General features: G+C 64.2%; 26 protein-coding genes and 1 other RNA gene. 13 read left to right on the top strand and 14 right to left on the bottom strand.

Going from position 1 to position 22852, the window contains the following annotated elements:
* Positions 1-5 precede the first annotated feature (5 nt).
* The 3 genes from IM701_RS11940 to IM701_RS11950 form a co-directional block, all read right to left on the bottom strand.
* A complete protein-coding gene (locus IM701_RS11940; RefSeq protein ID WP_193827050.1) occupies positions 6-1238 on the bottom strand; it encodes a CoA transferase in 1233 nt (410 codons plus the stop codon).
* A 65-nt stretch (positions 1239-1303) separates the two neighbouring features.
* Complete coding sequence (locus IM701_RS11945; protein WP_193827051.1) at positions 1304-2488, bottom strand: acyl-CoA dehydrogenase family protein; 1185 nt, start codon at positions 2486-2488, stop codon at positions 1304-1306.
* 11 nt (positions 2489-2499) lie between these two features.
* A complete protein-coding gene (locus IM701_RS11950; protein ID WP_193827052.1) occupies positions 2500-3417 on the bottom strand; it encodes an SDR family NAD(P)-dependent oxidoreductase in 918 nt (305 codons plus the stop codon).
* 175 nt (positions 3418-3592) lie between these two features.
* Between IM701_RS11950 and IM701_RS11955 the strand changes: the two genes are divergently transcribed.
* Complete coding sequence (locus IM701_RS11955; protein WP_193827053.1) at positions 3593-4501, top strand: LysR family transcriptional regulator; 909 nt, start codon at positions 3593-3595, stop codon at positions 4499-4501.
* 66 nt (positions 4502-4567) lie between these two features.
* On the opposite strand, the gene IM701_RS11960 is transcribed toward IM701_RS11955, so the two are convergent.
* The 4 genes from IM701_RS11960 to folE all read right to left on the bottom strand — a co-directional run bounded on the left by IM701_RS11960 (position 4568) and on the right by folE (position 7219).
* Entirely contained in the window at positions 4568-4888 is a 321-nt protein-coding gene (locus tag IM701_RS11960) for an endonuclease domain-containing protein (protein WP_193827054.1), read from the bottom strand.
* Positions 4889-5112: 224 nt separating this feature from the next.
* Positions 5113-5589, bottom strand: coding sequence for a PaaI family thioesterase (locus tag IM701_RS11965; protein WP_052242692.1), 477 nt, complete (start codon positions 5587-5589; stop codon positions 5113-5115).
* 42 nt (positions 5590-5631) lie between these two features.
* A complete protein-coding gene (locus tag IM701_RS11970) occupies positions 5632-6606 on the bottom strand; it encodes an NAD(P)/FAD-dependent oxidoreductase (RefSeq protein ID WP_370584315.1) in 975 nt (324 codons plus the stop codon).
* A 16-nt stretch (positions 6607-6622) separates the two neighbouring features.
* Positions 6623-7219 carry a GTP cyclohydrolase I FolE gene (gene folE / locus IM701_RS11975; RefSeq protein ID WP_039337745.1) on the bottom strand — a complete coding sequence of 199 codons (597 nt, stop codon included), beginning with the start codon at positions 7217-7219 and terminating at the stop codon, positions 6623-6625.
* Positions 7220-7390: 171 nt separating this feature from the next.
* Between folE and IM701_RS11980 the strand changes: the two genes are divergently transcribed.
* A complete protein-coding gene (locus IM701_RS11980) occupies positions 7391-7981 on the top strand; it encodes a PAS domain-containing protein (RefSeq protein WP_039337698.1) in 591 nt (196 codons plus the stop codon).
* A 22-nt stretch (positions 7982-8003) separates the two neighbouring features.
* Here the strand turns inward: IM701_RS11980 and IM701_RS11985 are convergent, their stop codons facing one another.
* The gene (locus IM701_RS11985) at positions 8004-8978 is read right to left on the bottom strand and encodes a sensor histidine kinase (protein WP_193827055.1); all 975 of its coding nucleotides are present in this window, start codon (positions 8976-8978) and stop codon (positions 8004-8006) included.
* Between the two features lie 126 nt (positions 8979-9104).
* Positions 9105-9485, bottom strand: coding sequence for a hypothetical protein (locus IM701_RS11990; RefSeq protein WP_193827056.1), 381 nt, complete (start codon positions 9483-9485; stop codon positions 9105-9107).
* Positions 9486-9661: 176 nt separating this feature from the next.
* Between IM701_RS11990 and IM701_RS11995 the strand changes: the two genes are divergently transcribed.
* Together IM701_RS11995 and IM701_RS12000 are read left to right on the top strand one after the other, a co-directional pair.
* Complete coding sequence (locus tag IM701_RS11995) at positions 9662-10060, top strand: protocatechuate 4,5-dioxygenase subunit alpha (protein WP_193827057.1); 399 nt, start codon at positions 9662-9664, stop codon at positions 10058-10060.
* Entirely contained in the window at positions 10060-10902 is an 843-nt protein-coding gene (locus IM701_RS12000; RefSeq protein WP_039337701.1) for a class III extradiol dioxygenase family protein, read from the top strand. Before IM701_RS11995 ends, IM701_RS12000 begins: the two co-directional genes overlap by 1 nt.
* Before the next feature lie 24 nt (positions 10903-10926).
* Here the strand turns inward: IM701_RS12000 and IM701_RS12005 are convergent, their stop codons facing one another.
* From IM701_RS12005 to parC, 3 genes are all read right to left on the bottom strand, one after another.
* The gene (locus IM701_RS12005; RefSeq protein WP_193827058.1) at positions 10927-11340 is read right to left on the bottom strand and encodes a Rap1a/Tai family immunity protein; all 414 of its coding nucleotides are present in this window, start codon (positions 11338-11340) and stop codon (positions 10927-10929) included.
* A 135-nt stretch (positions 11341-11475) separates the two neighbouring features.
* Positions 11476-11844 carry a hypothetical protein gene (locus IM701_RS12010; protein WP_156451936.1) on the bottom strand — a complete coding sequence of 123 codons (369 nt, stop codon included), beginning with the start codon at positions 11842-11844 and terminating at the stop codon, positions 11476-11478.
* 238 nt (positions 11845-12082) lie between these two features.
* Positions 12083-14368, bottom strand: a complete 2286-nt coding sequence (parC, locus tag IM701_RS12015; RefSeq protein WP_193827059.1) for a DNA topoisomerase IV subunit A — start codon at positions 14366-14368, stop codon at positions 12083-12085.
* Positions 14369-14487: 119 nt separating this feature from the next.
* Here parC and IM701_RS12020 point away from each other — a divergent pair, with 119 nt between their 5' ends.
* The 5 genes from IM701_RS12020 to IM701_RS12040 all read left to right on the top strand — a co-directional run bounded on the left by IM701_RS12020 (position 14488) and on the right by IM701_RS12040 (position 19006).
* Positions 14488-15015 (top strand): type 1 glutamine amidotransferase domain-containing protein, encoded by a 528-nt coding sequence (locus tag IM701_RS12020; protein ID WP_039337706.1) that lies wholly within the window; start codon positions 14488-14490, stop codon positions 15013-15015.
* Positions 15016-15077: 62 nt separating this feature from the next.
* A complete protein-coding gene (locus tag IM701_RS12025; protein WP_193827060.1) occupies positions 15078-16286 on the top strand; it encodes a hydrolase in 1209 nt (402 codons plus the stop codon).
* Entirely contained in the window at positions 16283-17320 is a 1038-nt protein-coding gene (locus IM701_RS12030; RefSeq protein ID WP_193827061.1) for an arginine N-succinyltransferase, read from the top strand. Before IM701_RS12025 ends, IM701_RS12030 begins: the two co-directional genes overlap by 4 nt.
* A gap of 9 nt (positions 17321-17329) precedes the next feature.
* The gene (locus tag IM701_RS12035; RefSeq protein WP_193827062.1) at positions 17330-18595 is read left to right on the top strand and encodes an N-succinylarginine dihydrolase; all 1266 of its coding nucleotides are present in this window, start codon (positions 17330-17332) and stop codon (positions 18593-18595) included.
* 165 nt (positions 18596-18760) lie between these two features.
* Complete coding sequence (locus IM701_RS12040; protein ID WP_039337710.1) at positions 18761-19006, top strand: hypothetical protein; 246 nt, start codon at positions 18761-18763, stop codon at positions 19004-19006.
* A gap of 98 nt (positions 19007-19104) precedes the next feature.
* Here IM701_RS12040 and ssrA read toward each other — a convergent pair.
* Positions 19105-19512, bottom strand: a transfer-messenger RNA (tmRNA) gene (gene ssrA / locus IM701_RS12045).
* A gap of 43 nt (positions 19513-19555) precedes the next feature.
* The gene (gene mscL, locus IM701_RS12050) at positions 19556-20029 is read right to left on the bottom strand and encodes a large conductance mechanosensitive channel protein MscL (protein ID WP_052242698.1); all 474 of its coding nucleotides are present in this window, start codon (positions 20027-20029) and stop codon (positions 19556-19558) included.
* A 130-nt stretch (positions 20030-20159) separates the two neighbouring features.
* Here mscL and IM701_RS12055 point away from each other — a divergent pair, with 130 nt between their 5' ends.
* The 4 genes from IM701_RS12055 to IM701_RS12070 are packed head-to-tail and all read left to right on the top strand — an operon-like array spanning position 20160 to position 22834.
* Complete coding sequence (locus IM701_RS12055; RefSeq protein WP_039337711.1) at positions 20160-20786, top strand: LemA family protein; 627 nt, start codon at positions 20160-20162, stop codon at positions 20784-20786.
* Between the two features lies 1 nt (position 20787).
* Positions 20788-21612 (top strand): YgcG family protein, encoded by an 825-nt coding sequence (locus IM701_RS12060; protein ID WP_193827063.1) that lies wholly within the window; start codon positions 20788-20790, stop codon positions 21610-21612.
* Positions 21612-22295 carry a TPM domain-containing protein gene (locus IM701_RS12065; protein ID WP_193827064.1) on the top strand — a complete coding sequence of 228 codons (684 nt, stop codon included), beginning with the start codon at positions 21612-21614 and terminating at the stop codon, positions 22293-22295. Before IM701_RS12060 ends, IM701_RS12065 begins: the two co-directional genes overlap by 1 nt.
* Positions 22292-22834 (top strand): NUDIX hydrolase, encoded by a 543-nt coding sequence (locus IM701_RS12070; RefSeq protein WP_039337713.1) that lies wholly within the window; start codon positions 22292-22294, stop codon positions 22832-22834. The genes IM701_RS12065 and IM701_RS12070 overlap by 4 nt, the downstream gene beginning before the upstream one ends.
* Positions 22835-22852 lie beyond the last annotated feature (18 nt).

The raw sequence follows: 22852 nt of genomic DNA on the forward strand, positions 1-22852 counted from the left end.
ATGGGTCATTCTGAATGCTGATCACTTGTGCCAACCACGCCCTTGTCGACCAGTGCGGCGATCTCGCCCGAAGACATGCCCAGCCGCTCGGCCAGAACCTCATCGCTGTGCTGGCCAAGATAGGGTGCGGGCAGCGGATCTCCCGCTTCACGGTCGGGGATGTTGGCGAAGCTGCGCGGGGCGGGATATTCGAAGCCGCTCGGGTTGGCGGGTGATGGGCCGAACAGCGGATTGTTGGTGACGAGGTCCGGATCGCGCGCCATCTCGTGCATCGTGCGATAGCGCTCGAAGGTCGCTCCGGCCTTGGTCAGCCGCGCTGCCAGATCGGCGTAGCTGAACCGCTCCGCCGCTTCCTGGAACATCGAGAACAGGCGGTGGCGGTGGACGAAGCGGTGATGATCGCTCAGGCCGAAACTGACGCCCAGTTCCGCTTCAACTGCAGCAACATCATCGGTCAGCCCGAAGGCCTCGACCGTGGCCTTCCACTGTTTCGGCGTCAGCGCGGCGACCATGAAGCGCTGGCCATCGCCACTGCGGAAATCGCGCCCGAACGCGCCCCAGATGGCATTGCCAATGCGTTCGCGGTCACCTCCGCGATAGAGCATTTCCGCTGCCGCCCCTGCATTGAAGGCCGTGCCGATGGCAACGTCGCCCAGCGGCACGCGCAGCTCGCTGCCCTCACCCGTGACGTCACGATGCCTGAGGCCCGCCAGCAGCGCGAAAGCGCAATAGGCGCCGGTGATGAAGTCCCAGGCGGGCAGAATCTGGTTGACCGGCGGCGCGGTGCCTTGGTCCCACTCCTCCGGCCCGGTCATCAGCGGATAGCCCGAGGCGGCGTTGACAGTGAAGTCCATTGCCTGCCGCCCGTCATGCCAGCCCATGATCCGCACCGAGACGAGATCGGGCCTGCCGGCCGCAATCCGCTCATGCGCCATGAAGCTTTCCACCGGCAGGTTGGTGATGACCTGCCCCGTCTTGCGCGCCAGCTCCACCGCCAATTCGCGCCCTTCACCAGTCTGCAGGTCAAGCGCGACGCTCTTTTTCGCGCGGTTGAGGTTCTCCCACGACAGCGAGCGCCCCTCGCGCGTCATCATGTAGCGCTTGTAGTCCAGGCCGCCGCGCCGATCGTCGATGCGGATCACCTCTGCACCCATCTGCGCGCAGTAGAGGCCCGCCGTCGGCGAGGCGACGAAGGACGAGACCTCGACGATCGAAAGCCCGGAGAGCAGCTGGTACACCTAGTTCCTCCCCGGAGCGGGGAGGGGGACCATCCGCAGGATGGTAGAAGGGCACCCTCGCAAATTCACCACACCGAACCTTCGCTGGCGAACTCACGCAACAGGTGCTTGGCAATCTGCAACTGCATGATCTGGCTGGTGCCTTCGTAGATGCGCAGGATGCGCGCATCGCGGAAGAAGCGCTCTGCCGGATATTCGGCGAGGTAGCCCGCCCCGCCGAACACCTGCACGCAGCGGTCGACCACGCGTCCGCAGGCCTCGGACGAGAACAGCTTGGCCGCTGCCGCCTTGCGCTGGATGTTCTCGCCCCGGTCGGCGCGGGCGCAGGCATCGGCGACCATGCATTCGGCAGCGTAGAGGTCGGCCTCGCTGTCAGCCAGCATCGCCTGGATCAGCTGGAAATTGGCGATGGGTTCGCCAAAGGCCTTGCGTTCGTTGGCATAGCGGATCGCGGTATCGAGCGCGCGGCGCCCCATGCCCACGCCCATGCCCGCCACCGAAAGGCGCCCGTTATCAAGGCTCTGCATCGCGATCTGGAAGCCGCGCCCTTCCTCGCCACCGACCAGTGCCGAGCCCGGAATGTGGACGTCCTCCATGATGACATCGGCAATGTGCGCGCCCGATTGGCCCATCTTCTTGTCGGGCTTGCCCACGGTGATGCCCGGCGTCGTCATGTCGACGATGAAGGCCGATACGTGCGCGTTCTTGGGCAGGGCCTCCTTCGAGGTGCGCGCCATGATCAGGCCGATCTTGGCGCTCGGGCTGTTGGTGATGTAGCGCTTGGTACCGTTGAGCCGGTAGCCGTTGCCATCGCGCACGGCGGTGGTCTGCATCGCCGCGCTGTCCGATCCCGATCCCGGCTCGGTCAGGCCGAAGCAGGCAATCTCGCCACTGGCGATGCGCGGCAGCCATTCGGCCTTCTGCTCTGCCGTGCCGTAATTCTTGATCGCGCTGCCGGTCATGCCGATGTTGATCGACACGGTGGAACGGTAGGCGGGCGAGGCATAGGCCATGTGCATCACCGTGGTGATGTACTGGCTGATGTTCATGCCCGCGCCGCCGAACTCCTCGGGGATGGTGATGCCGAACAGCCCCATCTCGCGCATTTCGTCGAGGATCTCGTCGGGGATGCGGTCATTGGCAATCACGTCGTCCTCGGCGGGGATCAGCCGCTCGCGCACATAGCGGCGCAACTGTTCGAGGAACTGTTCGAAGATTTCCGGGTCCATGCCGGGGTTGACGTTGGCCATGTCAGGGTTCCTCAGACGGGATCATAGGGAAAGACGTGCGCCGAAACCTCGTCGGCACGCGCAAAACTCGGGCGGAATGCGGGGATCAGCTCCTCGGCAATGGCCGTGGGCGTCCAGCCCTCCAGCTTGACCATCGAACGTACCGGGCGCGGCTTGTCGAACAGCACGATCTCGTTCTTGCGCACCGAGAAGATCTGGTTGGTAACGTCCACGGAAAGGTCCGAGGCGAGATAGGCCACCAGCGGCGCGATCTTGTCGGCGCTCATCGTCTGCATCCGCTCCACCCGCAGCTTCTGCTCGGGCGTCTCTGCCGGGATCGAGGCGGTCATGCGGCTCCACGCAAACGGCGCGATGCAGTTCGACCGCACGCCCCAGCGCGCCATGTCGAGCGCGATCGACTGCGACATCGCCACCAGCCCGAGCTTCGCCGCCGAATAGTTGGCCTGGCCGATGTTGCCGATCAGGCCCGAGGTGGAGGTGAAGTGGATGAAGCTGCCGGAAGACTGTTCGCGGAAGTAGGGCGTTGCCGCCTTCGAGACATTGAACGCGCCCGTGAGGTTCACGTCGATGACGCTCGTCCAGTCCTCGTAGGACATCTTGTGCCAGATCGTATCGCGCAGGATGCCGGCGTTGTTCACCACCGCATCGATCCGCCCGAACCGCTGCACGGCATCTTCCACGATGCTGGCTGCGCCCGCCGGATCGGCCACGCTGGCAAGATTGGCGTGAGCCTTGCCTCCCGCTGCCACGATATCGTTGACCGTGGTCTGCGCGGGGCCTGCATCTCCACCATCCCCGCCTTGCGCCACGCCCGGATCGTTGACCACCACCGCAGCACCTTCACGGGCGCAGAGCAGCGCGATCTCGCGCCCGATCCCGCGCCCGGCGCCGGTCACGGCAACGACCTTTCCATCCAGCACGCCGGCCATCCGAATCTCCCAACGGTGTCTTGTTGACACTCTTGTTAAGCGACCGATTAAACCATTTCAAGCGCTGCCACCACCACCTTCGGCAGCGCCTTTGGGAGAGGACTTCACAATCACCAAGAATTGTGGTTTGGAAGCTCAACCAATCACCTTGTGATTGTACCAAGGGTGGCTTCCGATGCGCTTCAAGGGCCTCGATCTCAACCTGCTCGTCGTGTTCGACGCGCTGATGGAAACGCGCAGCGTGACCCGCGCGGCAGAGCGGATCGGCCTGACCCAGCCTGCGACAAGCGCGGCCCTGCGCCGGTTACGCGACTACTTCCATGACGAGATCGTCGTCGCCGTAGGCAAGCGCATGCACCCCACGCCGTTCGCCGAGGGGCTCCACCCGCAGATTCAGCTCGCCCTGCGCGGGGTCGAGCGTGCGATCACCACGCCCACCGCGTTCGATCCGACGACCTCGACCCGCCGCTTTCGCATCGTCAGTTCGGACTACATCATGGTTGCCGTGCTGGTCCCCCTGATCGAGCGCTTTGCCGTAACGGCGCCGGGCGTGCGCGTGGAGATTATCCAGCCGACCGAACAGGCCGTGTCCGAACTGGAATCGGGCAAGGCCGACCTCCTCGTCACGCCCGAGCCGTTCCTTGCTGCCTGGCATCCCCATGAAATCCTGTTCGAAGAGGAACAGGTCGTGGTCGGCTGGGCAGAAAATCCCGTGCTCAAGCGCGGCCTTACCGAGGAAGACTTCTACGCCGCAGGTCACGTCACCGTCGCCTTCGGGGCGAATCGCACCGCCGCCTTTGCCGATTCCACGTTATCGCGCATGGGGCGCGAACGGCTGGTTGAAGTTACCGTGTCCAGCTTTGCCTCGGCGCCGTGGTTCATCGAGGGCACCGCGCGCCTTGCGGTTCTGCACGAGCGCCTCGTCCGCCAGATCGCCCGCCGCTTCAATCTGGCCTGGGCGCCAATGCCGTTCGCGTTTCCCAAGATGCACGAGATGATGCAATTCCATGAATCGCGCGCCGACGACGCCGGGCTCAACTGGTTGCGCCAGCAGATGCGCGAGGTTGCCGCAGAGGCGGCTTGAGCGAAATTGCGCCGCAATCCTTCCCCCTTGATGGGGGAAGGATACCGTAGCTTGCGGGCTTGCCCGCTAGCGGAGGTTGGATGGGGGTGAAATTGCGCCGAGTTCGCGGGCAACGACAAGCGCAACTCCCCCGCGGTTGCCCAATACCTCGTTGTTCCAGAACCGCAGGACCCGGTATCCCTCTCTTGCGATCATTGCATCGCGACGCGCATCGTCTTTTCCACCGTGCTGACCACCATCGATCTCGATTACCAAACGTGCTTGGTGGCTTGCGAAATCACAGATTGCCTGAGCGAGCGGGACCTGTCGGCGAAAACGCCAACAGCCGAATTGCTCCTTGAGCAGGCGCCACATCACCGCTTCGGCTTCGGTGGGTTCACGCCGCATCTTTCGTGCGCGCTGAATTGCCAGAGGAGGTGGAGGCTTCTTCACGTGCGAATTTCACCCCCATCCAACTCCGCCTAGGCAGCAAGCTGCCAAGCCTTCGTATCCTTCCCCCATCAAGGGGGAAGGGAAAGCGGGTTTGCTACCAATTCTGCAGGACGGTCATTGGCAAATCATAGCCATCATCCGGATGCCGCCACTCGTTGCCAGACATCCAGCCACCACCCCTAGTGCGAGGTGCGTCGCGCCCGCTTGATCGTGCCGGAAAAGCTCAGCACGGCTTCCTCCTGTCCATTCGCGCCGGTGCGCAGGATCGTGCCGCGGGCAAAGACCAGGCTGCCCCCTGCGCGCACGCATTCTCCGCGCGCGGTCAGCATCTCGCCCGCCTGTGCGCCGCTGACGAATTCGCAGTTCATCGTCACGGTCACGCCACTCACTTCGTCGCCGTTCGAGGCCGCGACCATGAACAGCGAGAAGTCGGCGAAGGTCATCAGCGATCCGCCATGGACGATGCCATGGCCATTGAGGTTCTTCGCTTCGGGAATGAACCCGGTGACGATGCCGCGCTCGTCGCGCTTCACGAAGAACGGACCGGTGCCGTCCTCGAACGGGTCCTTGCCCGACCATTTCCACCAGCCGGCCCAGGGACCGTCCTTGACCTGTTCGAAATTGCCCCGGATCGGCGAAGTCTCTGACGTGCTCATGGCCGCCTTCTTAAGCGGACGTTTGAAGGGCTGTCGATAGGGTCAGGCCACTTCCTCGCGTTCGCGGGCCATCATGCGGGTTGCCAGCGTCCTTCCCGATATCCACGCATTCTCAACGCGCGGACCCAGCAGCCAGTCACCGCATACGCCGATTTTCGACTGTGCGCTCCACAGCGCGCCAAGGTTGCTGCCGGTCGACATCGCATAGCGCCAGCGATGGGCCGAGGCCGTGACCGGTTCAGGAAGGGTTTCCTCCAATGCCTCGCACAGAGCGGCAAGCAGGGCTGCCGTGACCTGTTCCACCGTGTCCTCGATGTGCTGGGTCGACCAGTGGGGGCTGGCCTGCACCACCCATGTTTCCGGGCCTTTCCGGCCCGGCTTGGCACCATTGCGCGCGGCCCAGCTTATCAGGCCCGCCTCGCGTACCGTGTCCTGTCGGCTCGGCAGCCGCTCGGCAAAGGCGAACATGCCGGTCCAGCACGGTTGCGACCGGGCGGCGAGCGCGGTTGCCGCCAGCGAAAGATCGTGCAGCGCCACGATGGCGGATGCCTGCTCGGGCGGGAGGGATACGACAACGGCGTCGAACGGCCCGGCCTGCAGCCGCTCTCCCGCAGCGGTCTCGCCGGTCAGGAACCAGCGATCCTCGCGGCGGACAAGGCCGCGCACGTGCCAGCCGAAGGTCACGTCGTGCTGGTCGGCCATGTCCTTGATGACGGCGTTCATCGTCGGCACGCCGACCCACGCGCCGGTTCCGGCGGCGGGCCATGGCGCAGCGACGCCGCTCGCCGACCAGCGCGCGACTTGCGCCATGAACGCCGGATCGCGGACGGTGAAGTATTGCGCGCCATGGTCGAAATGGGCATCGCCCAGCGGCGTGGCCATGCGGCGCGTCGACATGCGCCCGCCGGGGCCGCGCCCCTTGTCGTAAAGGGCTACGGTATGGCCCGAGCGAACAAGCTGGGAAGCGCAGGAAAGACCGGACATTCCTGCGCCAACAATGGCAACATGCATCTTCATCGGTGTTTTCGCGGGCTCAACCACGTCCCATCAACGCCAGGACTTCCTTGCGGCTGCTGGCATCGTCGAGGAAGCAACCGAGCATCCGGCTCGTCACCATCCCCACGCCATGCGTCCTGACCCCCCGTCCTGTCATGCAGCCATGCTGCGCCTCGATCACCACCGCGACCCCTTGCGGCTGGAGATTGTCCCAGATGCACTTGGCGACTTCCGCCGTCAGCCGCTCCTGCACCTGCAACCGGCTGGCATAGCCGTGAAGCACCCGCGCCAGCTTGGAAATGCCGACCACGCGGTCCTTGGGCAGGTAGGCGATCGAGGCGGTGCCGATGATCGGCGCCATGTGATGTTCGCAATGGCTCTGGAACGGGATGTCGCGCAGAAGCACGACTTCGTCGTAGCCGCCCACTTCCTCGAAGGTGCGCGAAAGGTGCAGGCCCGGATCCTCGGCATAGCCGCGGCAGTATTCGCGCCAGGCCCGTGCCACGCGCTTGGGCGTATCGAGCAGGCCCTCGCGCTCGGGTTCGTCGCCCGACCAGCGGATCAGCGTGCGGATCGCCTCCTCGACCTCGGCGGGGACGACGATCTTCCCGTCCTCGCCGATCACGTCAGCCATGCCCGATGAGGCGGCGAGGGAGGGTGACAGGACGTTCATCGGCAAAGGCTCCGATCCGGCACGAAAAAAGGTTGCGGAATGATGTCCGGATGCGCCCCGGCCCTGTCAGGAACAACACGGACCAAAGGGCACGGGCTGGAAATGCGCGGAAAGGCGCGTATATCTGTCCGCATGTCCATAGCCGAGATGATCGCCTCCAGCCCGACGGCCGCCGTCATCAGCAATCCGCGTTTGCCGGACAACCCGATCATTGCCTGCAATGACGCGTTCGTCGAACTGACCGGATACCCGCGAGAGGAGATCATCGGCCGCAACTGCCGCTTCCTCCGCGGGCCCACGACGGAGGACGACAAGGCGAGGGTCCTGCGTGAAGGCATTCACCGCAAGCAACCGGTGATGGTCGAGATCATCAACTACAAGAAGGACGGCACCCGCTTCCGCAACGCGGTGATGGTCGCGCCGATCTTCGATGCCGAAGGCGAAGTTGAATACTTCCTTGGCTCCCAGGTCGAACTGCCCGAAGAACAGGGCGCAGCCAACGACGTGCGCCGCAATGGCGCTGCCGAACGCGTCGAACGCCTCAGCCGTCGCCAGAAGGAAATCCTCGTGCTCATGGCGGCCGGAAAGCTCAACAAGCAGATCGCCTACGAACTGGGCCTTAGCGAACGCACCGTGAAGATGCACCGCTCCGCCGTGCTCAAGGGGCTGGACGTGAAGACCAGCGCCGATGCCATCCGCGTGGCGATCGAAGCCGGGTTCTGACGCCCGTCAGCGGTTCAGGAGCTCAGCGCTCTAGCGGCCGCACGCCCTCGATGCGCAGTTCGCACCACACGCCAGCCGGATCGAAGTTCAACTCCAGTCCTTCGATCCCCGGCTGCGGCACCAGCAGCCGCGAGCCTATGCCCGGGCGCGCGGGGCTGGTAACGCGCGGGCCGCCTTTCTCCGCCCACAAGATATAGAGCGTCGAACCCGACGGGCCGATGAACCAGCTCAGCTCCACATGGCCCCGCCCGCCCGAAAGTGCGCCGTACTTTACCGCATTGGTGCACAACTCGTGCAAAGCCATGATCAGCGGAATGCAGCTTCCAGCCGGCAGCACGCACGGTTCTCCCGTCATGCGAATGCGGTCGTCGTGCTCGAACGGGGCGACGGTGTCGCGCACGAGTTGCGGCAGCCGTCCTTCCGCCTCTGCGCCGATCTGCAAGAGATCGCTCGCAGCGGCAAGCCCTTCGATCCGCAGGCTGAACTCCTTGTAGAAATCCATCGCCGATGCCGCCTTGGGCCCGCGCGAGGCGAGCGCCTGGATCAGCGTCAGCATGTTGCGCACGCGGTGGCGCAGCTCGCGATTGTAGCGCTCCTGCTCGGCATTGACGACCGCGATCCGCCGCATAGCCCCGCGCAGGATGCTGCCGATCAGGACCGTCAGCCCGCCCGAGAACACGAACAGCATGAAGAGCAGGCTGCGCACGATGCTCATCTGCGAGAACCAGGGTTCGCCCCCGAAAAGCCGCTGTGCCAGCAGGGAAGCAACAACCAGGTAGGTCAGGGCGTAGCGCAGCTCGAGTGCGAGCGACGCAATCAGCAAGGCAGGCCAATAGGTTACGAACGGCCGCCCGAGCGCGCCCATGTCGAGCGAGGCGCGCAATATCGTGGGAACGGCAAGCAGCACCGCAATCCACGCCAGCGATTCCGCAGGGGTGCGATCAGGATTGACCAGCGCACGCACGACACGTGCCTGACGTGTCTCGCCATTTGCCAAGTTTGCACCCCCATTTTCGATTGGACCGGCTCTTTTTTCGACGGCTTGGTCCAATTCGGACCATACTAGCGTCGCCGGATTTACAAGTGCAAGATTTTTCGGGTTTTTTATGTACCGCGCGTCACATCAATCCACGGGAGCCAGCGCGGCGAAATCCACCCGCGTCGGCGCCGCTAGGCGCAGCACGTCGGCCATGGCGATAACCTCTGCTATCGCGGTCGCCTCTTCCACCGTCAGGCCCGAGAAATCGGGCAGGAATGCCCGGCAGGTCTGCAGCAGATTGGCAGGCGAACGCTCCAATTCGGAACGATAGGCTTCCAGAGTCCGGCAACCGTCGATCTCGCTCCACGCAATGCCGCTGGGAGAGGGGCGTTCGTGATAGGCCCAGAGCGCATGGATCGCGCGCTCCACCGCCATCTGCACCTGTTCCACCACCAGCGCGCCTGAGGCGCGGGCCTTGAGCCTTTGGCGATAGCGGCGCTGACGTTCGGCGTTGGTAAGGGGCATGAACTTGATTTTACACGTGAACCCGCCCCGTTCAAACTCCGTTACGTTACTTATGCCGCTGGCCGAAGTTTGACCTGCATCAAGGCCGAGATTGTATGTGTTGCATATGATCTTGGCAGGCGCCGCATCGAAGGCCTGTTCGATTCGGCGACAAGATCGCTTGGGAGACCAGATGCATGGAACACCATCAGACCCCGTCCGCCACCGCCCGCGAACAGGCCTTGCGCCGTGCCATCCCCCTGTTCGACGGCGCCCCGGCCTCGCGCGGCTATGAACTCAATGCCATGTGCTTTTCGTTCAACGAGAAAGCCAACCGCGATGCCTTCCTTGCCGATGAGGAAGCCTATTGCGCCCGCTTCAACCTGACGCCGCAGCAGCGCAAGGCCGTTGCCGAGCGCAACGTGCTGGCCATGCTCGAGGCTGGCGGCAACGTCTATTACCTTGCCAAGCTTGCCGGCATCTTCGGCCTTGGCGTGCAGGACCTCGGCGCCCTCCAGACCGGCATGTCCGTCGACCAGTTCAAGGCCATGCTCGCCACCTGGGCAGCCAAGATCCCCACCAAGGAGAATGCATGATGGCACAAGTCATCGGCGGCTATTTCACCAGCCACGTCCCCGGCATTGGCGGCGCGATCATGCGCGGCGATCAGGACACGCCCTACTGGAAGCCGTTCTTCCAGGGCTTCCCACCGATCCGCGAATGGCTGGCGCAAGCGAAGCCAGACGTCGCCGTGGTCTTCTCCAACGATCATGGCCTGAACTTCTTCCTCGACAAGATGCCGACCTTCGCGGTTGGCGCAGCGCCTTCGTACGACAACGCCGACGAAGGCTGGGGCCTGCCGGTCTACAAGAGCTTCGAGGGCCACCCGGCGCTTTCCTGGCACCTGATCGACAGCCTGGTGCGCGACGAGTTCGACATCACCACCTGCCAGAAGATGCTGGTCGACCACGCTGTGTCGATCCCCTTCGAACTGGCCTATCCCGGTGTCGAGACATGGCCGATCAAGCTTGTGCCGATATCGATCAACACCGTGCAGTATCCGTTGCCCAGCCCGAAGCGGTGTCTGGCGCTGGGCCGTGCGGTCCACCGCGCCCTGCAATCGTGGGGCGGGGACGAGCGCGTGCTGATCTGCGGCACAGGGGGCCTGTCGCACCAGCTCGACGGTCCGCGCGCCGGCTTCATGAACCCGGACTACGACCTGTTCTGTCTGGATAACCTGGCGAGCAACCCAGAAGCACTGACCGGCCACACTGCCGAGGAAGTGGCCGAGCTTGCCGGCACCCAAGGTGTCGAGATCCTCAACTGGATCGCTGCACGCGGCGCCATGGGCGAACAGGGGATGAGCGAAGTCAGCCGCAACTACCACATCCCGATCAGCAATACCGCCGCCGCGAGCCTGCTGCTGGAACCGGCTTAAAGCCAGGAGCCCAAGGTCGGGAGCCTAGCTCCTGCGGCGGGTCTTGCGCGTCGTCTTCGCCGGAGCCTTGCGCTTCGGCGGAGGCGCGACCTTTGGCTGGATATCCGGCCAGGCATCCGCGATCGCCGCCTTCACCACCATGCGGCCCTGCAGGGTCTGCGCTTCGTCATGGCTGGCGAGATAGGTTGCCACCACATCGCGCACCTGCCCCGCACTCACGTCGTCCGGCACCTTGGGCGGGCGCTCCATACTGCGAAACCCGTCGAGCACGCCGATCACGTAGGACAGGCACATGGCCCTGTCGACCGGCGCCTTGGCCGAGCACGCCTCGTTCAGCTGCGCGCCGCTCATCCACTCGGCACGCGCAGGTGTGGCAAGCAGGGTCAACACGGCAAAAACGGGAAAACAGCGCAACACGATCAGGGCAACTCCGGGCAATCGACCATCCACAACCCGCGCCAGGCGGTTTTGATCCTCGCTCTTGCCCCGGTGGCGCGACCATCGGCGATAGCGGTGGCGGATTGGCTGCTACTTGCACGCCCGAGTGAAAAGCGGACTTTCCGGATGCGACGCCTAACCAGACTCTGGCTCAATCCCATGATCCCCCATTCGGGGCACGACCCATCCGAGTATCACCGGCACTAAGCTGATCATTAATCCGCCGATGTTGAAAGTTATATGATCCGAAAGACGCCACGTTGGCCCGATGCCGAACTGGAGGATCATCAAAAGCAACCATGCAGTGGATAGGTTCGCATTGCGAAGGCGATGATAAGTCATCAGCGTAAGGGTAATCGCGGCAGAAACCCCGACAAGAAAAACAAGCCAAGCGGGGATGCCGATATTTACAGAAGCCAAAGCAACACAAATGATCGCTACAAGCGTTGCCGATCCAATCCGGTAGCGTGGCCTCTCTGCGTAGCGTTTGATATTCATCTGCATCAATAGCGGCTTAAGATACGAACAATCCGTTTTCCACCCCATTCCTGCTGTTCGGAGCAAAGGTCGACAGCCCCGAAAGCTGCCGTGATCCCGGATATGAACCAGCGATCACGCCTTCTGTTGCAGGCACTGGACAAGAACGACCCATGGCGCCGGATCAGGTCAGGGGCCATTCGCTTCAGCAGATGGCGGAAGCGTCAGTTCAGCCTAACCCCTCCACCACCCCCCAGGGTCAGGATCAGAACTTGTTGTCCCTCGGGAAGCCGTTGGGTGGCAGGCGGCCTGCTGCACCGCGGGCGACCTTCCATGGCAGGAGGTCCTTCTCGACGCGGGTGCGGCCGGATTCGCCGCCCATCGTCCATGACAGGCCGTCTTCCAGCTTCAGCGTGATCACGTCCGACATCTCGCCGTCCTTGTAGCGCTGCAGGGTCACGCCCTGCCCCTTGGCGAGGAGCGGCACCTCAGACAGGGCGAAGATCACCAGCTTGCGGTTTTCGCCGATCACCGCGACATGATCGTGCTCGGGCGCAATCTCGCGCACCACGGCCAGCTTCACGCCGGGCTTTGTGGAAACGACGCCGCGACCTTTTCGGGTTTCGGCGAGCAGTTCGTCCATCTCGGCGGCGAAGCCCCGGCCGGTGTTGGCGGCGAGCAGAAGCTGCCCCTTGGGCTTGTAGACGGTGACGCTGACGATCTGCGCTTCCGGGTCGATATCGACCATGGTGCGGATCGGTTCGCCGAAGCCGCGCGCGCCGGGGAGCTTGTCGGCCCCCACGGTGTAGAAGCGGCCGTTGTCGACCGCGACGAGCAGCTTGTCGGTGGTCTGGCAGTGGAAGGCGAAGGCGGGGCCATCGCCTTCCTTGAACTTGAAGTCGCCATCTAGCGGAACGTGGCCCTTGGCCGCCCTGATCCAGCCCCTGGCGGAGAGGATCACCGTGACCGGCTCCTTCTCGATCATCGCATCCATGCTGAATTCGCGCGTCGGCGCGGCTTCGGCGATGGTGGTGCGGCGGCGGCCGAGCGGGGTGTCCTCGGCGTAATCCTTGCGCAGTGCGCCCAAGTCACGCTTGAGGCGGGTGCGCTGGCGGGCCGGGCTGTCGAGCAGCTTCTGCAGCTCCTCCTGCTCGGCCAGCAGTTCGTCACGCTCCTTGCGCAGCTCCATTTCCTCGAGCTTGCGGAGCGAGCGCAGGCGCATGTTGAGGATGGCTTCGGCCTGGCGGTCAGTCAGTTCGAACTCGGCCATCATCACCGGCTTGGGCTCATCCTCGGTGCGGATGATCTCGATGATCCGGTCGAGGTTGAGGTAGGCGACGATATAGCCGCCGAGCAGTTCCAGGCGGCTCGCGATCTTGTCCAGGCGGTGCTGCGAGCGGCGCAGCAGGATGTCGATCTGGCTGATCACCCATTCCTGCAGCACCAGCTTCAGGCCCAGAACCCCCGGCGTGCGGTGCGAATCCAGCACGTTGAGGTTGAGGCCGAAGCGGTTTTCGAGATCGGTCAGCTTGTAGAGCGATTCCTTGAGCAACTCTGGATCGACGTTGCGGCTCTTCGGGATCAGGACGAGGCGGATCTGCTCGTCGGATTCGTCCCGGATGTCCTCGAGGATCGGCAGCTTCTTGTCGGCAATGAGCTGGGCGATCTGTTCGATCAGCTTGCTCTTCTGCACCATGTAGGGGATTTCGGAGACGACCAGCTGCCACTGCCCGCCGCCCAGTTTTTCGACGCCGGTTTCTTCCCAGTTTCCCGCCTCGTCACGGCCCGTGGAAAAGCGCCCGCGCACGCGGATCGCGCCGCGCCCGGTTTCATAGGCGTGGGAGATGACGGCGGGACTATCGACGATGACGCCGCCGGTCGGCAGGTCCGGGCCGTGGAACACTTCCATCAGCTGGCTGTGTTCGGCGTGGGGATTGTCGATCAGCAGCAATGCGGCGTCGATGATCTCGGCGACATTGTGGCTGGGGATGTTGGTCGCCATGCCCACGGCGATGCCGCTGGAGCCGTTGGCGAGCAGATTGGGGAACAGGCCGGGGAAGATTTCCGGCTCCTCGTCCTCACCGTTGTAGGTGGGGACGAAATTGACGGTGCCTTCGTCGAGCCCGGCCATCAGCTGCATCGCCGTGCGCGTCAGGCGAGCTTCGGTGTAGCGGTAGGCGGCGGCATTATCGCCATCGACGTTGCCGAAGTTGCCCTGCCCTTCGACCAGCGGGTAGCGCAGCGACCAGTCCTGCGCGAGGCGGACCATGGCATCGTAGACCGAGGCATCGCCATGGGGGTGATACTTGCCGATCACATCGCCCACCACGCGCGCCGATTTCTTGAAGGCGTCGGTGGGGTTGAGCTTCAGCTGGCGCATCGCCCAGAGCAGGCGGCGGTGGACCGGCTTCAGTCCATCGCGCAGATCGGGGAGCGAACGCGCGGTGATCGTGGAGAGCGCGTAGACGAGGTAGCGCTCCGACAGTGCGGAATCGAACGGGGCATCGACGATTGCGTCGAAAGGATCGGGCTCGGTCGTGTCTGTCGCCATGGTTGGAACGCCTTAGCAACACGTCCGTCCGTGCGGAAGTCACGGAACAACCGCAGTCCCCGGCAATTCTTGGGGAGAACGGGCAAATGCCGCCCCGAATTCCCCCAAAGGAGATTTTCATGAGCAAGCGCGTGCTGATCGTCGCGACCGACGGATTCGAACAGTCGGAACTCGAAGGCCCCAAGAAGGCGTTGGAAGACGCCGGAATCGAAACCGTGGTTGCCAGCCTCAAGGCAGGTTCGATCACCGGCTGGAAGGACAAGAACTGGGGCGATGCCGTCGCGGTCAACATCACGCTCGATGAAGTGGACGCCAACGAATACGACGCGCTGCTGCTTCCCGGCGGCCAGATGAACCCGGACATCCTGCGCATGGACGACCGCGCGGTCGACATCGTCAATGAGTTCGACGATCTCGACAAGCCGATCGCCGCGATCTGCCACGGCCCTTGGCTTCTCGTGGAGGCTGACATCGTCGACGGCCGCACCGTCACCGGGTGGCCCTCGATCATGACTGACCTTGCCAACGCCGGTGCCGACGTCGTGGACGAGGAAGTCGCCGTGGACGGCAACCTGATCACCAGCCGCAAGCCTGACGACATTCCCGCGTTCTCGAAGGCGCTGATCGAGATGCTGGCTGACGACTGATACCACTTCTGGCGGTTTCCGGGGGTTCACCCCGCCCTCGGGAACCGCTAGGGTCGTATCAGATGAAACAGCTTGATCACACAGAACACAAACTGATCGAGGGGATGGATGCCGCCGCCATGCTGGCGCAGGTGGAGGCATGGTGCACGGTCAATACCGGCACCGGCAACCTTCCGGGGCTCGAAGCGCAGTGGAATCTGCTGGCCGACGCCTTCGCCGCATTGCCCGGAGACATTCGCAAGGTCGAGCCGGCCCCGGTCACCGCGATGGCCGCCGACGGGCACGAGGTCCAGACAGCAAACGGCGCGCATTTCGTGCTGTCGGTCAGGCCGGAGGCGCAGCGGCGCTATCTGCTGACTGGCCACATGGACACGGTGTTCCCGCCTGCCCATGCGTTCCAGACGCTGCGCTGGCTCGACGCGGAAACGCTGAATGGCCCGGGCGTTGCCGACATGAAGGGCGGCATCGCGGTGATCCTCGCTGCGCTCAAGGCATTCGAGCAGAGCCCTGCTGCGGCCGGGGTTGGCTATGACGTGATGATCAATTCGGACGAGGAGACCGGCAGCCTGTCTTCCGCCCCGCTGATCGCGCAGCTGGCACAGGGCAAGGCGGCGGCGCTGACCTACGAACCTTCCGCCCTGCCAGATGGCACGCTGGCTGGAGAGCGTCCGGGAAGCGGGAACTACAGCGCGGTTATCAAGGGTCGATCGGCCCACGCCGGGCGCAATCCGCAGGACGGACGCAACGCGGTGATCGCGGCGGCCGACATGGCGCTGAAGCTGAAGGGTCTGGAGCGTCCCGGCCTCTCCATCAACCCTGCCCGGATCGATGGCGGGAGCGCCAACAACGTGGTGCCCGACCATGCGATCCTGCGCTTCAATGTCCGGCCTCGGCTCCCGGGAGTTGCCGTGGAGTTCACCGAGAGTCTGCGAGAGTTGGTGCAGAGTCTCGAAGCATTGCACGAGGTTGCAATCCACCTCCATGGCGGGGTGTCACGGCCACCCAAGCCGCTGACCCAAGAGGCCGAGGCGCTGTTCGGACTGGTGCGCGAGTGCGGCGAATCTCTTGGCCAGACGATCCGTTGGCAGGCCTCGGGCGGGGTCTGCGACGGCAACAACATTGCCGCCTGCGGCGTGCCGGTGGTCGATACCATGGGCGTGCGCGGCGGGGCGATCCATTCCGATCAGGAGTACCTGATCGTGCCTTCGCTGGCTGAGCGTGCCGCCTTGTCCGCGCTCGTCCTGCATCGACTTTCCGGGGGAAATCCATGACATTCCGCATCCGCGCCGCGCGCGCGAACGATCTCCAACCGCTCTACGAGATGGCCAAGCTGACCGGCGGCGGCTTCACCAACCTGCCACCCGACCGCAAGGCCCTGACGGCGAAGCTGGCGCGGGCGTCGGAGGCCTATGGCAATAGCGAGGAGGGCGATCCGAAAAATCCGAAGGACGAGCTGTTCGTCCTGGTTCTGGAGGATACGACCACAGGCGAAGTGCGCGGCACGGCGCAGATCTTCACCTCGGTGGGGCGCCAATGGCCGTTCTATTCCTATCGCATGGCCACGCTGACCCAGCATTCGAAGGAGCTGAACCGCACCTTCCGCGCCGAGATGCTCAACCTTGTCACCGACCTTGAAGGATCGAGCGAAGTGGGCGGGCTGTTCCTGCATCCTTCCGAACGCGCAGGCGGGCTTGGCATGCTGCTTGCGCGCAGCCGCTATCTGTTCATCGCGATGCACCGGAAGCGCTTTGGCGACAAGATTCTGGCGGAGCTGCGCGGGGTGATCGACGAGCGCGGCGGATCGCCGTTCTGGGACGGCGTGGCCGGTCGCTTCTTCGGCATGAGCTTTCAGGAAGCAGACTATTTCAACGCGATCAACGGCAATCAGTTCATTGCCGACCTGATGCCCAAGCACCCGGTCTATATCGCCATGCTGCCCGAGACCGCGCGCTCCGCCATCGGCCTGCCCCACCCTTCGGGCCGCGCCGCGATGCGGATGCTGGAAGAGGAAGGCTTTGCCTACGAAGGCTACGTCGACATCTTCGATGGCGGCCCGACGATGACCGCGCGGACCGACCGCGTGCGCTCGATCTGCGAGGCGAAAGAGGTGCCTGTGGCGCACATCCGCGCGCCCGAGGGTAGCGGCAACGTGACCAAGGCTCTGGTGGCGACGGGCAAGCTGGCCGAATACCGCTGCACTTTCGCCGAGATAGCCGAGGCGGACGATGGCCTGACGCTGGACCCGGTGGCTGCGGCTGCGCTGGGTGTGAGCGTGGGTGACATGGTCTGGTTTGTCGGTCGCTAAGGAAAAGACATGCCTCTGGTGGAAATCAACTTCGACGGTCTGGTCGGACCGAGCCACAATTATGCAGGCCTCAGCCTTGGCAACCTGGCCTCGGCCAGCAACGCGGGCGAGGTGTCCTACCCGCGCGCGGCGGCGCTTCAGGGCTTAAGCAAGATGCGGCACAATCTGGGCCTCGGGCTGGCCCAAGGGCTGTTCATGCCCCTGCCCCGCCCCAACCCGGTCCTGCTCGGCGCGCTCGGGCTTGAAAGCATCGACGAAAGCGATGCGGCGCAGCGGCGGTTGCGGGCGGCGGCATGGTCTGCGTCATCAATGTGGACGGCCAATGCGGCGACGGTGAGCCCCGCCCCTGACACCGCGGACGGGCGCTGCCACCTGACTGCGGCGAATCTGGTGACGATGCCCCACCGCTCGCAGGAATGGCCCGATACGGTGCGCCAGTTGCGCCTCGCCTTTGCCGACAGCACCGCCTTTGCCGTGCACGATGCGGTGCCGCCGTGCTTCGGCGACGAGGGCGCGGCAAACCACATGCGCATGTGCGCGAGCCACGATGCGCCGGGGATCGAGATCTTCGTCTACGGCACGACCGGTGGCGCCTTCCCCGCACGCCAGCACGAGCAGGCGAGCCGCGCCGTGGCACGGCTGCATGGCCTCGATCCCGAGCGCTGCCTGTTCGTGGAACAGGCGAGCGAGGCGATTGCGGCAGGCGCGTTCCACAACGACGTGGTGGCCGTGGCCAACGAGCGGGTGCTGTTCACGCACGAACAGGCCTTTGCTGACCCCGAAGCCACTTATGCCGCGATCCGCGAGAAGTTGCCCGAGGCCGAGATCGTGGTGGTGCCGGCCAGCGTGGTGAGCCTTGGCGATGCGATCAGGAGCTACCTGTTCAACGCACAGTTGCTGACGCTTCCAGGGGGCGAGATGGGCCTGGTGATCCCGCTCGAGGCGTGGGAGACGCCATCGGTGCGCGGCTGGCTGGAAGGGCACGTTGCCTCGAACGGCCCGATCCGCAAGGTGCTTCCAGTGGACGTGCGCCAGTCGATGGCCAATGGCGGCGGACCTGCATGCCTGCGCCTGCGGGTTGTCGCCGATCCTGCCACTGTCGACCCGCGCTTTCTGCTGGACGAGGCAAAGATCGCGCGGATCGAGAGGGTGGTGGAGGCGCACTGGCCCGAGCAGATCGATCCTGCTGATCTGGGGGCGGAATCCCTGGGCCGCGCAGTGGTCAGCGCCCGGCAGGCACTGCTCGAATTGCTGGAGGTGCAGGAACTGGCCTGAGCCTTGCGGCGTATCTTCCGAAAGAGCCGCTCCGCAGGTTGTCGCTTCGCTTTACAGTGAAGATTGGATTAACCAGACTATTGCCAGCGTTTCATGATCTGGCACGATGCTTGCGGAGAGACTCGCCGACGAGGGGCGCCTCGTCAAAAGAGGATATTGCTTCGGATGTTTCGCAAGATCGGTCGCCTGTTTGTCATCAAGACCCGCTTCGAAGCGTTCGCGGTGATCTACGCGCTCGCGCTGGGCGCGGTGGAGCGCGGGCACGCCTATCTCGGCCAGTATCCGGGCTTTGCCGGCAAGTTGCTGTTCGTCGCAGCCACCGGCGCGGTGTTCATCGCCGGGGCGAAGATCCTCGACTCCCTGCGGATGGAGCGGCGGCTGCAGGAGCTTGAGGCGAAGGCCGAGGGGTAGTGCCAGCGTCCTTCGACAAGCTCAGGACGAGCGGGACTTGGGACTACCTTTTGAAAGCCGCTCATCCTGAGCTTGTCGAAGGATGGAGCAGCAATGCAAGTAGGGCGATTCTGTTGCTAGGCTCGCCCCCAGCCCCCGGTTTCCGATTCTGTTACCCGGTTCGGTCCGAACCGTGCTTTCGCTTTATAACTTCAGGGCGTCAGCCCCTAGAATTATGCGGCGAGAGCAAGTGCTTCGTTGTCGTTGGCACTTGTGAGTTTTGAGCCTTGAACGGGTTACTCAGCCCGGGCAAAAACAGCGCTTTTCAACACACGTCGATCCTAGTTCGGCCCCATCAACACCCTTGCGACAACAAGGCCCGCATCCCGAAAGACACGGTAGTGATGGTGGAGCCGCCGGGTACCGCCCCCGGGTCCGCTGTGCCTATTGCACGCCGCAGTTTATCACCATAGCCGGCCGAAACCGGCAGGGACCCATATAGGGATGCGGGCGCAAATGAAAAGGGGCGGGATTGCGCCCGCCCCTTTGAAGTTGTTCTGGCAAGGCGCTTCAGCCCTTGGCCCTCAGCGCATCGCGGATTTCGGCGAGGAGTTCGACCTCGGTCGGGCCGGCGGGCGCGGCGGGTGCTTCCTCGGCGGGCTTTTCGAAGGCCTTGTTGATCGCCTTGACCAGCAGGAAGATGATGAAGGCGACGATCACGAAATTGACCGCCTGGGTGATGAAATCACCATACCCGATCATCGGCACCCCGGCGGCCTTCAATTCGGCATAGCTGGACACATCGCCCTTGAAGTCTGCCGGGACCGGGCCGAGGCGCACGAAATAACGGCTGAAATCGACGCCGCCGGTGATGAAGCCGACCACCGGCATGATCACGCTTTCGGTGAGCGAGGTGACGATCTTGCCGAATGCGCCACCGATGATCACGCCGACCGCCAGATCGAGCACATTGCCCCGGGCGATGAATTTCTTGAACTCTGCGAACATGCCGACCACTTCCCCCTTCACGTCCTGATTAACCATGATCCCTTTTCCGTTGGTTGCCATCGTGCGCGGAACGCCACAAGTGGCAATCGGTTGCAGCATGGGGGATACTTGAACCGTTTCGGCGGACCGCTATCTCTGCTGCATAACTTTAGGGGAACTCACGTCGATGGCCGCTACCCGCTTCACGCAGATCGCTTTTGCCACCGTTGCCGCTGCCAGCCTTTCGGCCTGCGGGATCAACTCGGTCCCCGCGGCCGAGGAAGAAGCCAAGGCGCGCTGGGCGGACGTCGAAAGCTCGTACCAGCGTCGTGCCGACCTGATCCCGAACCTGGTCGCCACGGCCAAGGGCGCGGCCGCTTCGGAAACCCAGATCCTGACCAACGTGACCAACGCGCGCGCCGCGGCCACGTCGATCAACATCACCACCGACGATCTTTCCAATCCGGAAGAGTTCGAGAAATTCCAGAACGCGCAGAACCAGTTGACCCAGGCGCTGGGCCAGCTGCGCACGGTGGTGGAGAACTATCCGCAGTTGCAGAGCCAGGCGCGCTTTGCCGACCTGATGGTGCAGCTTGAAGGCACCGAGAACCGCATCAATGTGAGCCGCACCCGCTACAACGAGGCGGTGCAGGCCTATAACACCACGATCCGCACCTTCCCCGACGCGATCGGCGCGAAGCTGATCCATGGGGCCAAGCCGATGGTACCGTTCAAGGCTGCCGCCGGATCGGAAGTGGCGCCAACCGTCAATTTCGACATGAACGCTCCGGCGCCTGCAGCGTCGGGCAAGTGACGTGACCCGCCAGTTGCGGGCTTTCTGGCAGACTGTTGCTCTGCTGTTCCTGCTGATCGCGGGAGCAGCACACGCGGCCATGCCCGCACGGCCTGCGGGACCGGTGCTGGATCAGGCCGGGATCATACCCGATGCCGACGAGGCGGCGCTTGCGCAGAGGCTTTCCGCCTACAACGCGCAGACCGGGCGGGCGGTGATCGTGGCCACGGTCGCCTCGCTCGACGGGCAGGATATCGAGACATATGCCAATACGCTGTTCCGGACCTGGGGCGTGGGCGGGAAGGAGACCGACCAAGGCCTTCTGTTCCTGATTGCGCCCAATGACCGCAAGGTGCGGATCGAGGTGGGCTATGGGCTGGAGGAGTTCCTGCCCGACGTACTCGCTGGCCGGATCATCTCGGGCGCGGTGACGCCGCGCTTCAAGGCGGGCGACTATCCGGGCGGCATAAACGCCGGCATCGACCAGATCCTGACGCAACTGAACCGCACCCCTGCCGAGGCCAAGGCGGTTGCCGAAGCAGCCAGGGCCGGTGCGCGCGAGGACGTCTCTGGCGGCGGATCGACCATAGGCAGCGCGATATTCTGGGTGGTTCTGATCGTGGTGATGATCGCCGTCTTCGGCCGTCGTCGGAAGGGTTATGTGCAGCGGCGCAGCGGAATCGATCCGGGCATCGTGCTGTGGGGCATCAGCGAAATTGCGCGTGCCGCATCGGATAACCGCCATTACGGCGGCTGGGGCGGCGGCGGCGGGTCCGACTGGGGCGGTGGCTTCGGTGGCTTTGGCGGCGGCGATTCCGGTGGCGGCGGCGCTTCGGGGGACTGGTGATGAGCAGGCTGGTGCAGATGACCGAGGCAGATCACAAGCTGGTCTCCGACGCCGTGGCCGCAGCCGAGGCGCAGAGCGCGGGCGAGATCGTGACGATCGTGACGCCGCGTTCCGACAGCTATCGCGACGTGGCGCTGGTCTGGAGCGCGCTGGTGGCTTTCGTGGCGCTGGCCGTAGTGGACATGTTTGCCGGGTTCTACCTTCCCGTCGTCGAGCATGTGCTTGGGTTGTGGGCGTTTGAATGGACTCCGCGCGCCGTGCTGGGACTGGCGCTGACGGTTATCACGCTGAAGTTCGGGGCCATGTACCTGCTCATGCGGTTCACGCCGCTCGGCCTATGGCTGACGCCGCGCCGGGTCCGCAATGCGCGGGTGCGCGAGCGGGCGCTGACGTGTTTCCGGGTTGGGGCAGCAAGCCGGACGACTGGCCATACCGGCGTGCTGATCTACCTGAGCCTTGCCGAGCACCGAGCCGAGATCATCGCCGATGCGGCGATTGCCTCGAAGGTTTCGCCCGAGACCTGGGGGCTGGCGATGAAAGCCATGCTTGACCCGCTGCGGCAGGGACGGATGGCGGAAGGCATGGCAGCGGCGGTGGCCGAGGTGGGCAGGGTCCTGGCCGAGCATTTCCCACGATCCAGCGATGACAAGAACGAACTGCCCGACAGGTTGATCGAAGTATGAGTCTTGAAGAAGAGTACCGCGACCATCCCGAGCAGGTGCACTGGCAAGGGCGTTTCATCGTCGCCAAGACGCGCGGACGGTGGGAATATGTCTCGCGCAATCGCAACATCAAGGCGGCGGTAATCCTTGCGATCGAAGACGGGCACGTGCTGCTGGTCGAGCAGTTCCGCGTGCCTCTCGGGCGCCCGTGCATCGAACTGCCCGCCGGGCTGATCGGTGACGAAGCAGGTGCGGAGAACGAGGACCCGGCCGCTGCGGCGGCGCGCGAACTGGAGGAAGAGACCGGCTATCGGCCGGGCCGGATCGAATCGCTGGGCGAGTTCCATTCCTCGCCGGGCATGGTGACCGAGGCCTTCACGCTGTTCCGCGCGCGCGATCTGGAAAAAGTTTCCGAGGGCGGCGGCGTGGAAGGCGAAGGCATTACCGTCCACAGGGTTGCCCTTACGGAAATCGAGCGCTTCCTCAGCCAGAAGCGCGGCCAAGGCTATGCCATCGACGTGCGGATGTTGCTGCTGCTCGCGCCGGGAATCATGGGCTGATCTTGCGCTGACGTTTCC

The sequence above is a fragment of the Novosphingobium sp. ES2-1 genome (assembly GCF_015169775.1).
GTDB classification, from domain to species: domain Bacteria; phylum Pseudomonadota; class Alphaproteobacteria; order Sphingomonadales; family Sphingomonadaceae; genus Novosphingobium; species Novosphingobium subterraneum.

Coding starts and splice junctions, on each gene's coding strand:
- IM701_RS11945 (WP_193827051.1), bottom strand. CDS start 2,488: ATGGCCAACGTCAACCCCGGCATGGACCCGGAAATCTTCGAACAGTTC.
- IM701_RS11950 (WP_193827052.1), bottom strand. CDS start 3,417: ATGGCCGGCGTGCTGGATGGAAAGGTCGTTGCCGTGACCGGCGCCGGG.
- IM701_RS11955 (WP_193827053.1), top strand. CDS start 3,593: ATGCGCTTCAAGGGCCTCGATCTCAACCTGCTCGTCGTGTTCGACGCG.
- IM701_RS11960 (WP_193827054.1), bottom strand. CDS start 4,888: ATGCGGCGTGAACCCACCGAAGCCGAAGCGGTGATGTGGCGCCTGCTC.
- IM701_RS11965 (WP_052242692.1), bottom strand. CDS start 5,589: ATGAGCACGTCAGAGACTTCGCCGATCCGGGGCAATTTCGAACAGGTC.
- IM701_RS11970 (WP_370584315.1), bottom strand. CDS start 6,606: ATGAAGATGCATGTTGCCATTGTTGGCGCAGGAATGTCCGGTCTTTCC.
- folE (WP_039337745.1), bottom strand. CDS start 7,219: ATGGCTGACGTGATCGGCGAGGACGGGAAGATCGTCGTCCCCGCCGAG.
- IM701_RS11980 (WP_039337698.1), top strand. CDS start 7,391: ATGTCCATAGCCGAGATGATCGCCTCCAGCCCGACGGCCGCCGTCATC.
- IM701_RS11990 (WP_193827056.1), bottom strand. CDS start 9,485: ATGCCCCTTACCAACGCCGAACGTCAGCGCCGCTATCGCCAAAGGCTC.
- IM701_RS11995 (WP_193827057.1), top strand. CDS start 9,662: ATGGAACACCATCAGACCCCGTCCGCCACCGCCCGCGAACAGGCCTTG.
- IM701_RS12000 (WP_039337701.1), top strand. CDS start 10,060: ATGGCACAAGTCATCGGCGGCTATTTCACCAGCCACGTCCCCGGCATT.
- IM701_RS12010 (WP_156451936.1), bottom strand. CDS start 11,844: ATGCAGATGAATATCAAACGCTACGCAGAGAGGCCACGCTACCGGATT.
- parC (WP_193827059.1), bottom strand. CDS start 14,368: ATGGCGACAGACACGACCGAGCCCGATCCTTTCGACGCAATCGTCGAT.
- IM701_RS12020 (WP_039337706.1), top strand. CDS start 14,488: ATGAGCAAGCGCGTGCTGATCGTCGCGACCGACGGATTCGAACAGTCG.
- IM701_RS12025 (WP_193827060.1), top strand. CDS start 15,078: ATGAAACAGCTTGATCACACAGAACACAAACTGATCGAGGGGATGGAT.
- IM701_RS12030 (WP_193827061.1), top strand. CDS start 16,283: ATGACATTCCGCATCCGCGCCGCGCGCGCGAACGATCTCCAACCGCTC.
- IM701_RS12035 (WP_193827062.1), top strand. CDS start 17,330: ATGCCTCTGGTGGAAATCAACTTCGACGGTCTGGTCGGACCGAGCCAC.
- IM701_RS12040 (WP_039337710.1), top strand. CDS start 18,761: ATGTTTCGCAAGATCGGTCGCCTGTTTGTCATCAAGACCCGCTTCGAA.
- mscL (WP_052242698.1), bottom strand. CDS start 20,029: ATGGTTAATCAGGACGTGAAGGGGGAAGTGGTCGGCATGTTCGCAGAG.
- IM701_RS12055 (WP_039337711.1), top strand. CDS start 20,160: ATGGCCGCTACCCGCTTCACGCAGATCGCTTTTGCCACCGTTGCCGCT.
- IM701_RS12065 (WP_193827064.1), top strand. CDS start 21,612: ATGAGCAGGCTGGTGCAGATGACCGAGGCAGATCACAAGCTGGTCTCC.
- IM701_RS12070 (WP_039337713.1), top strand. CDS start 22,292: ATGAGTCTTGAAGAAGAGTACCGCGACCATCCCGAGCAGGTGCACTGG.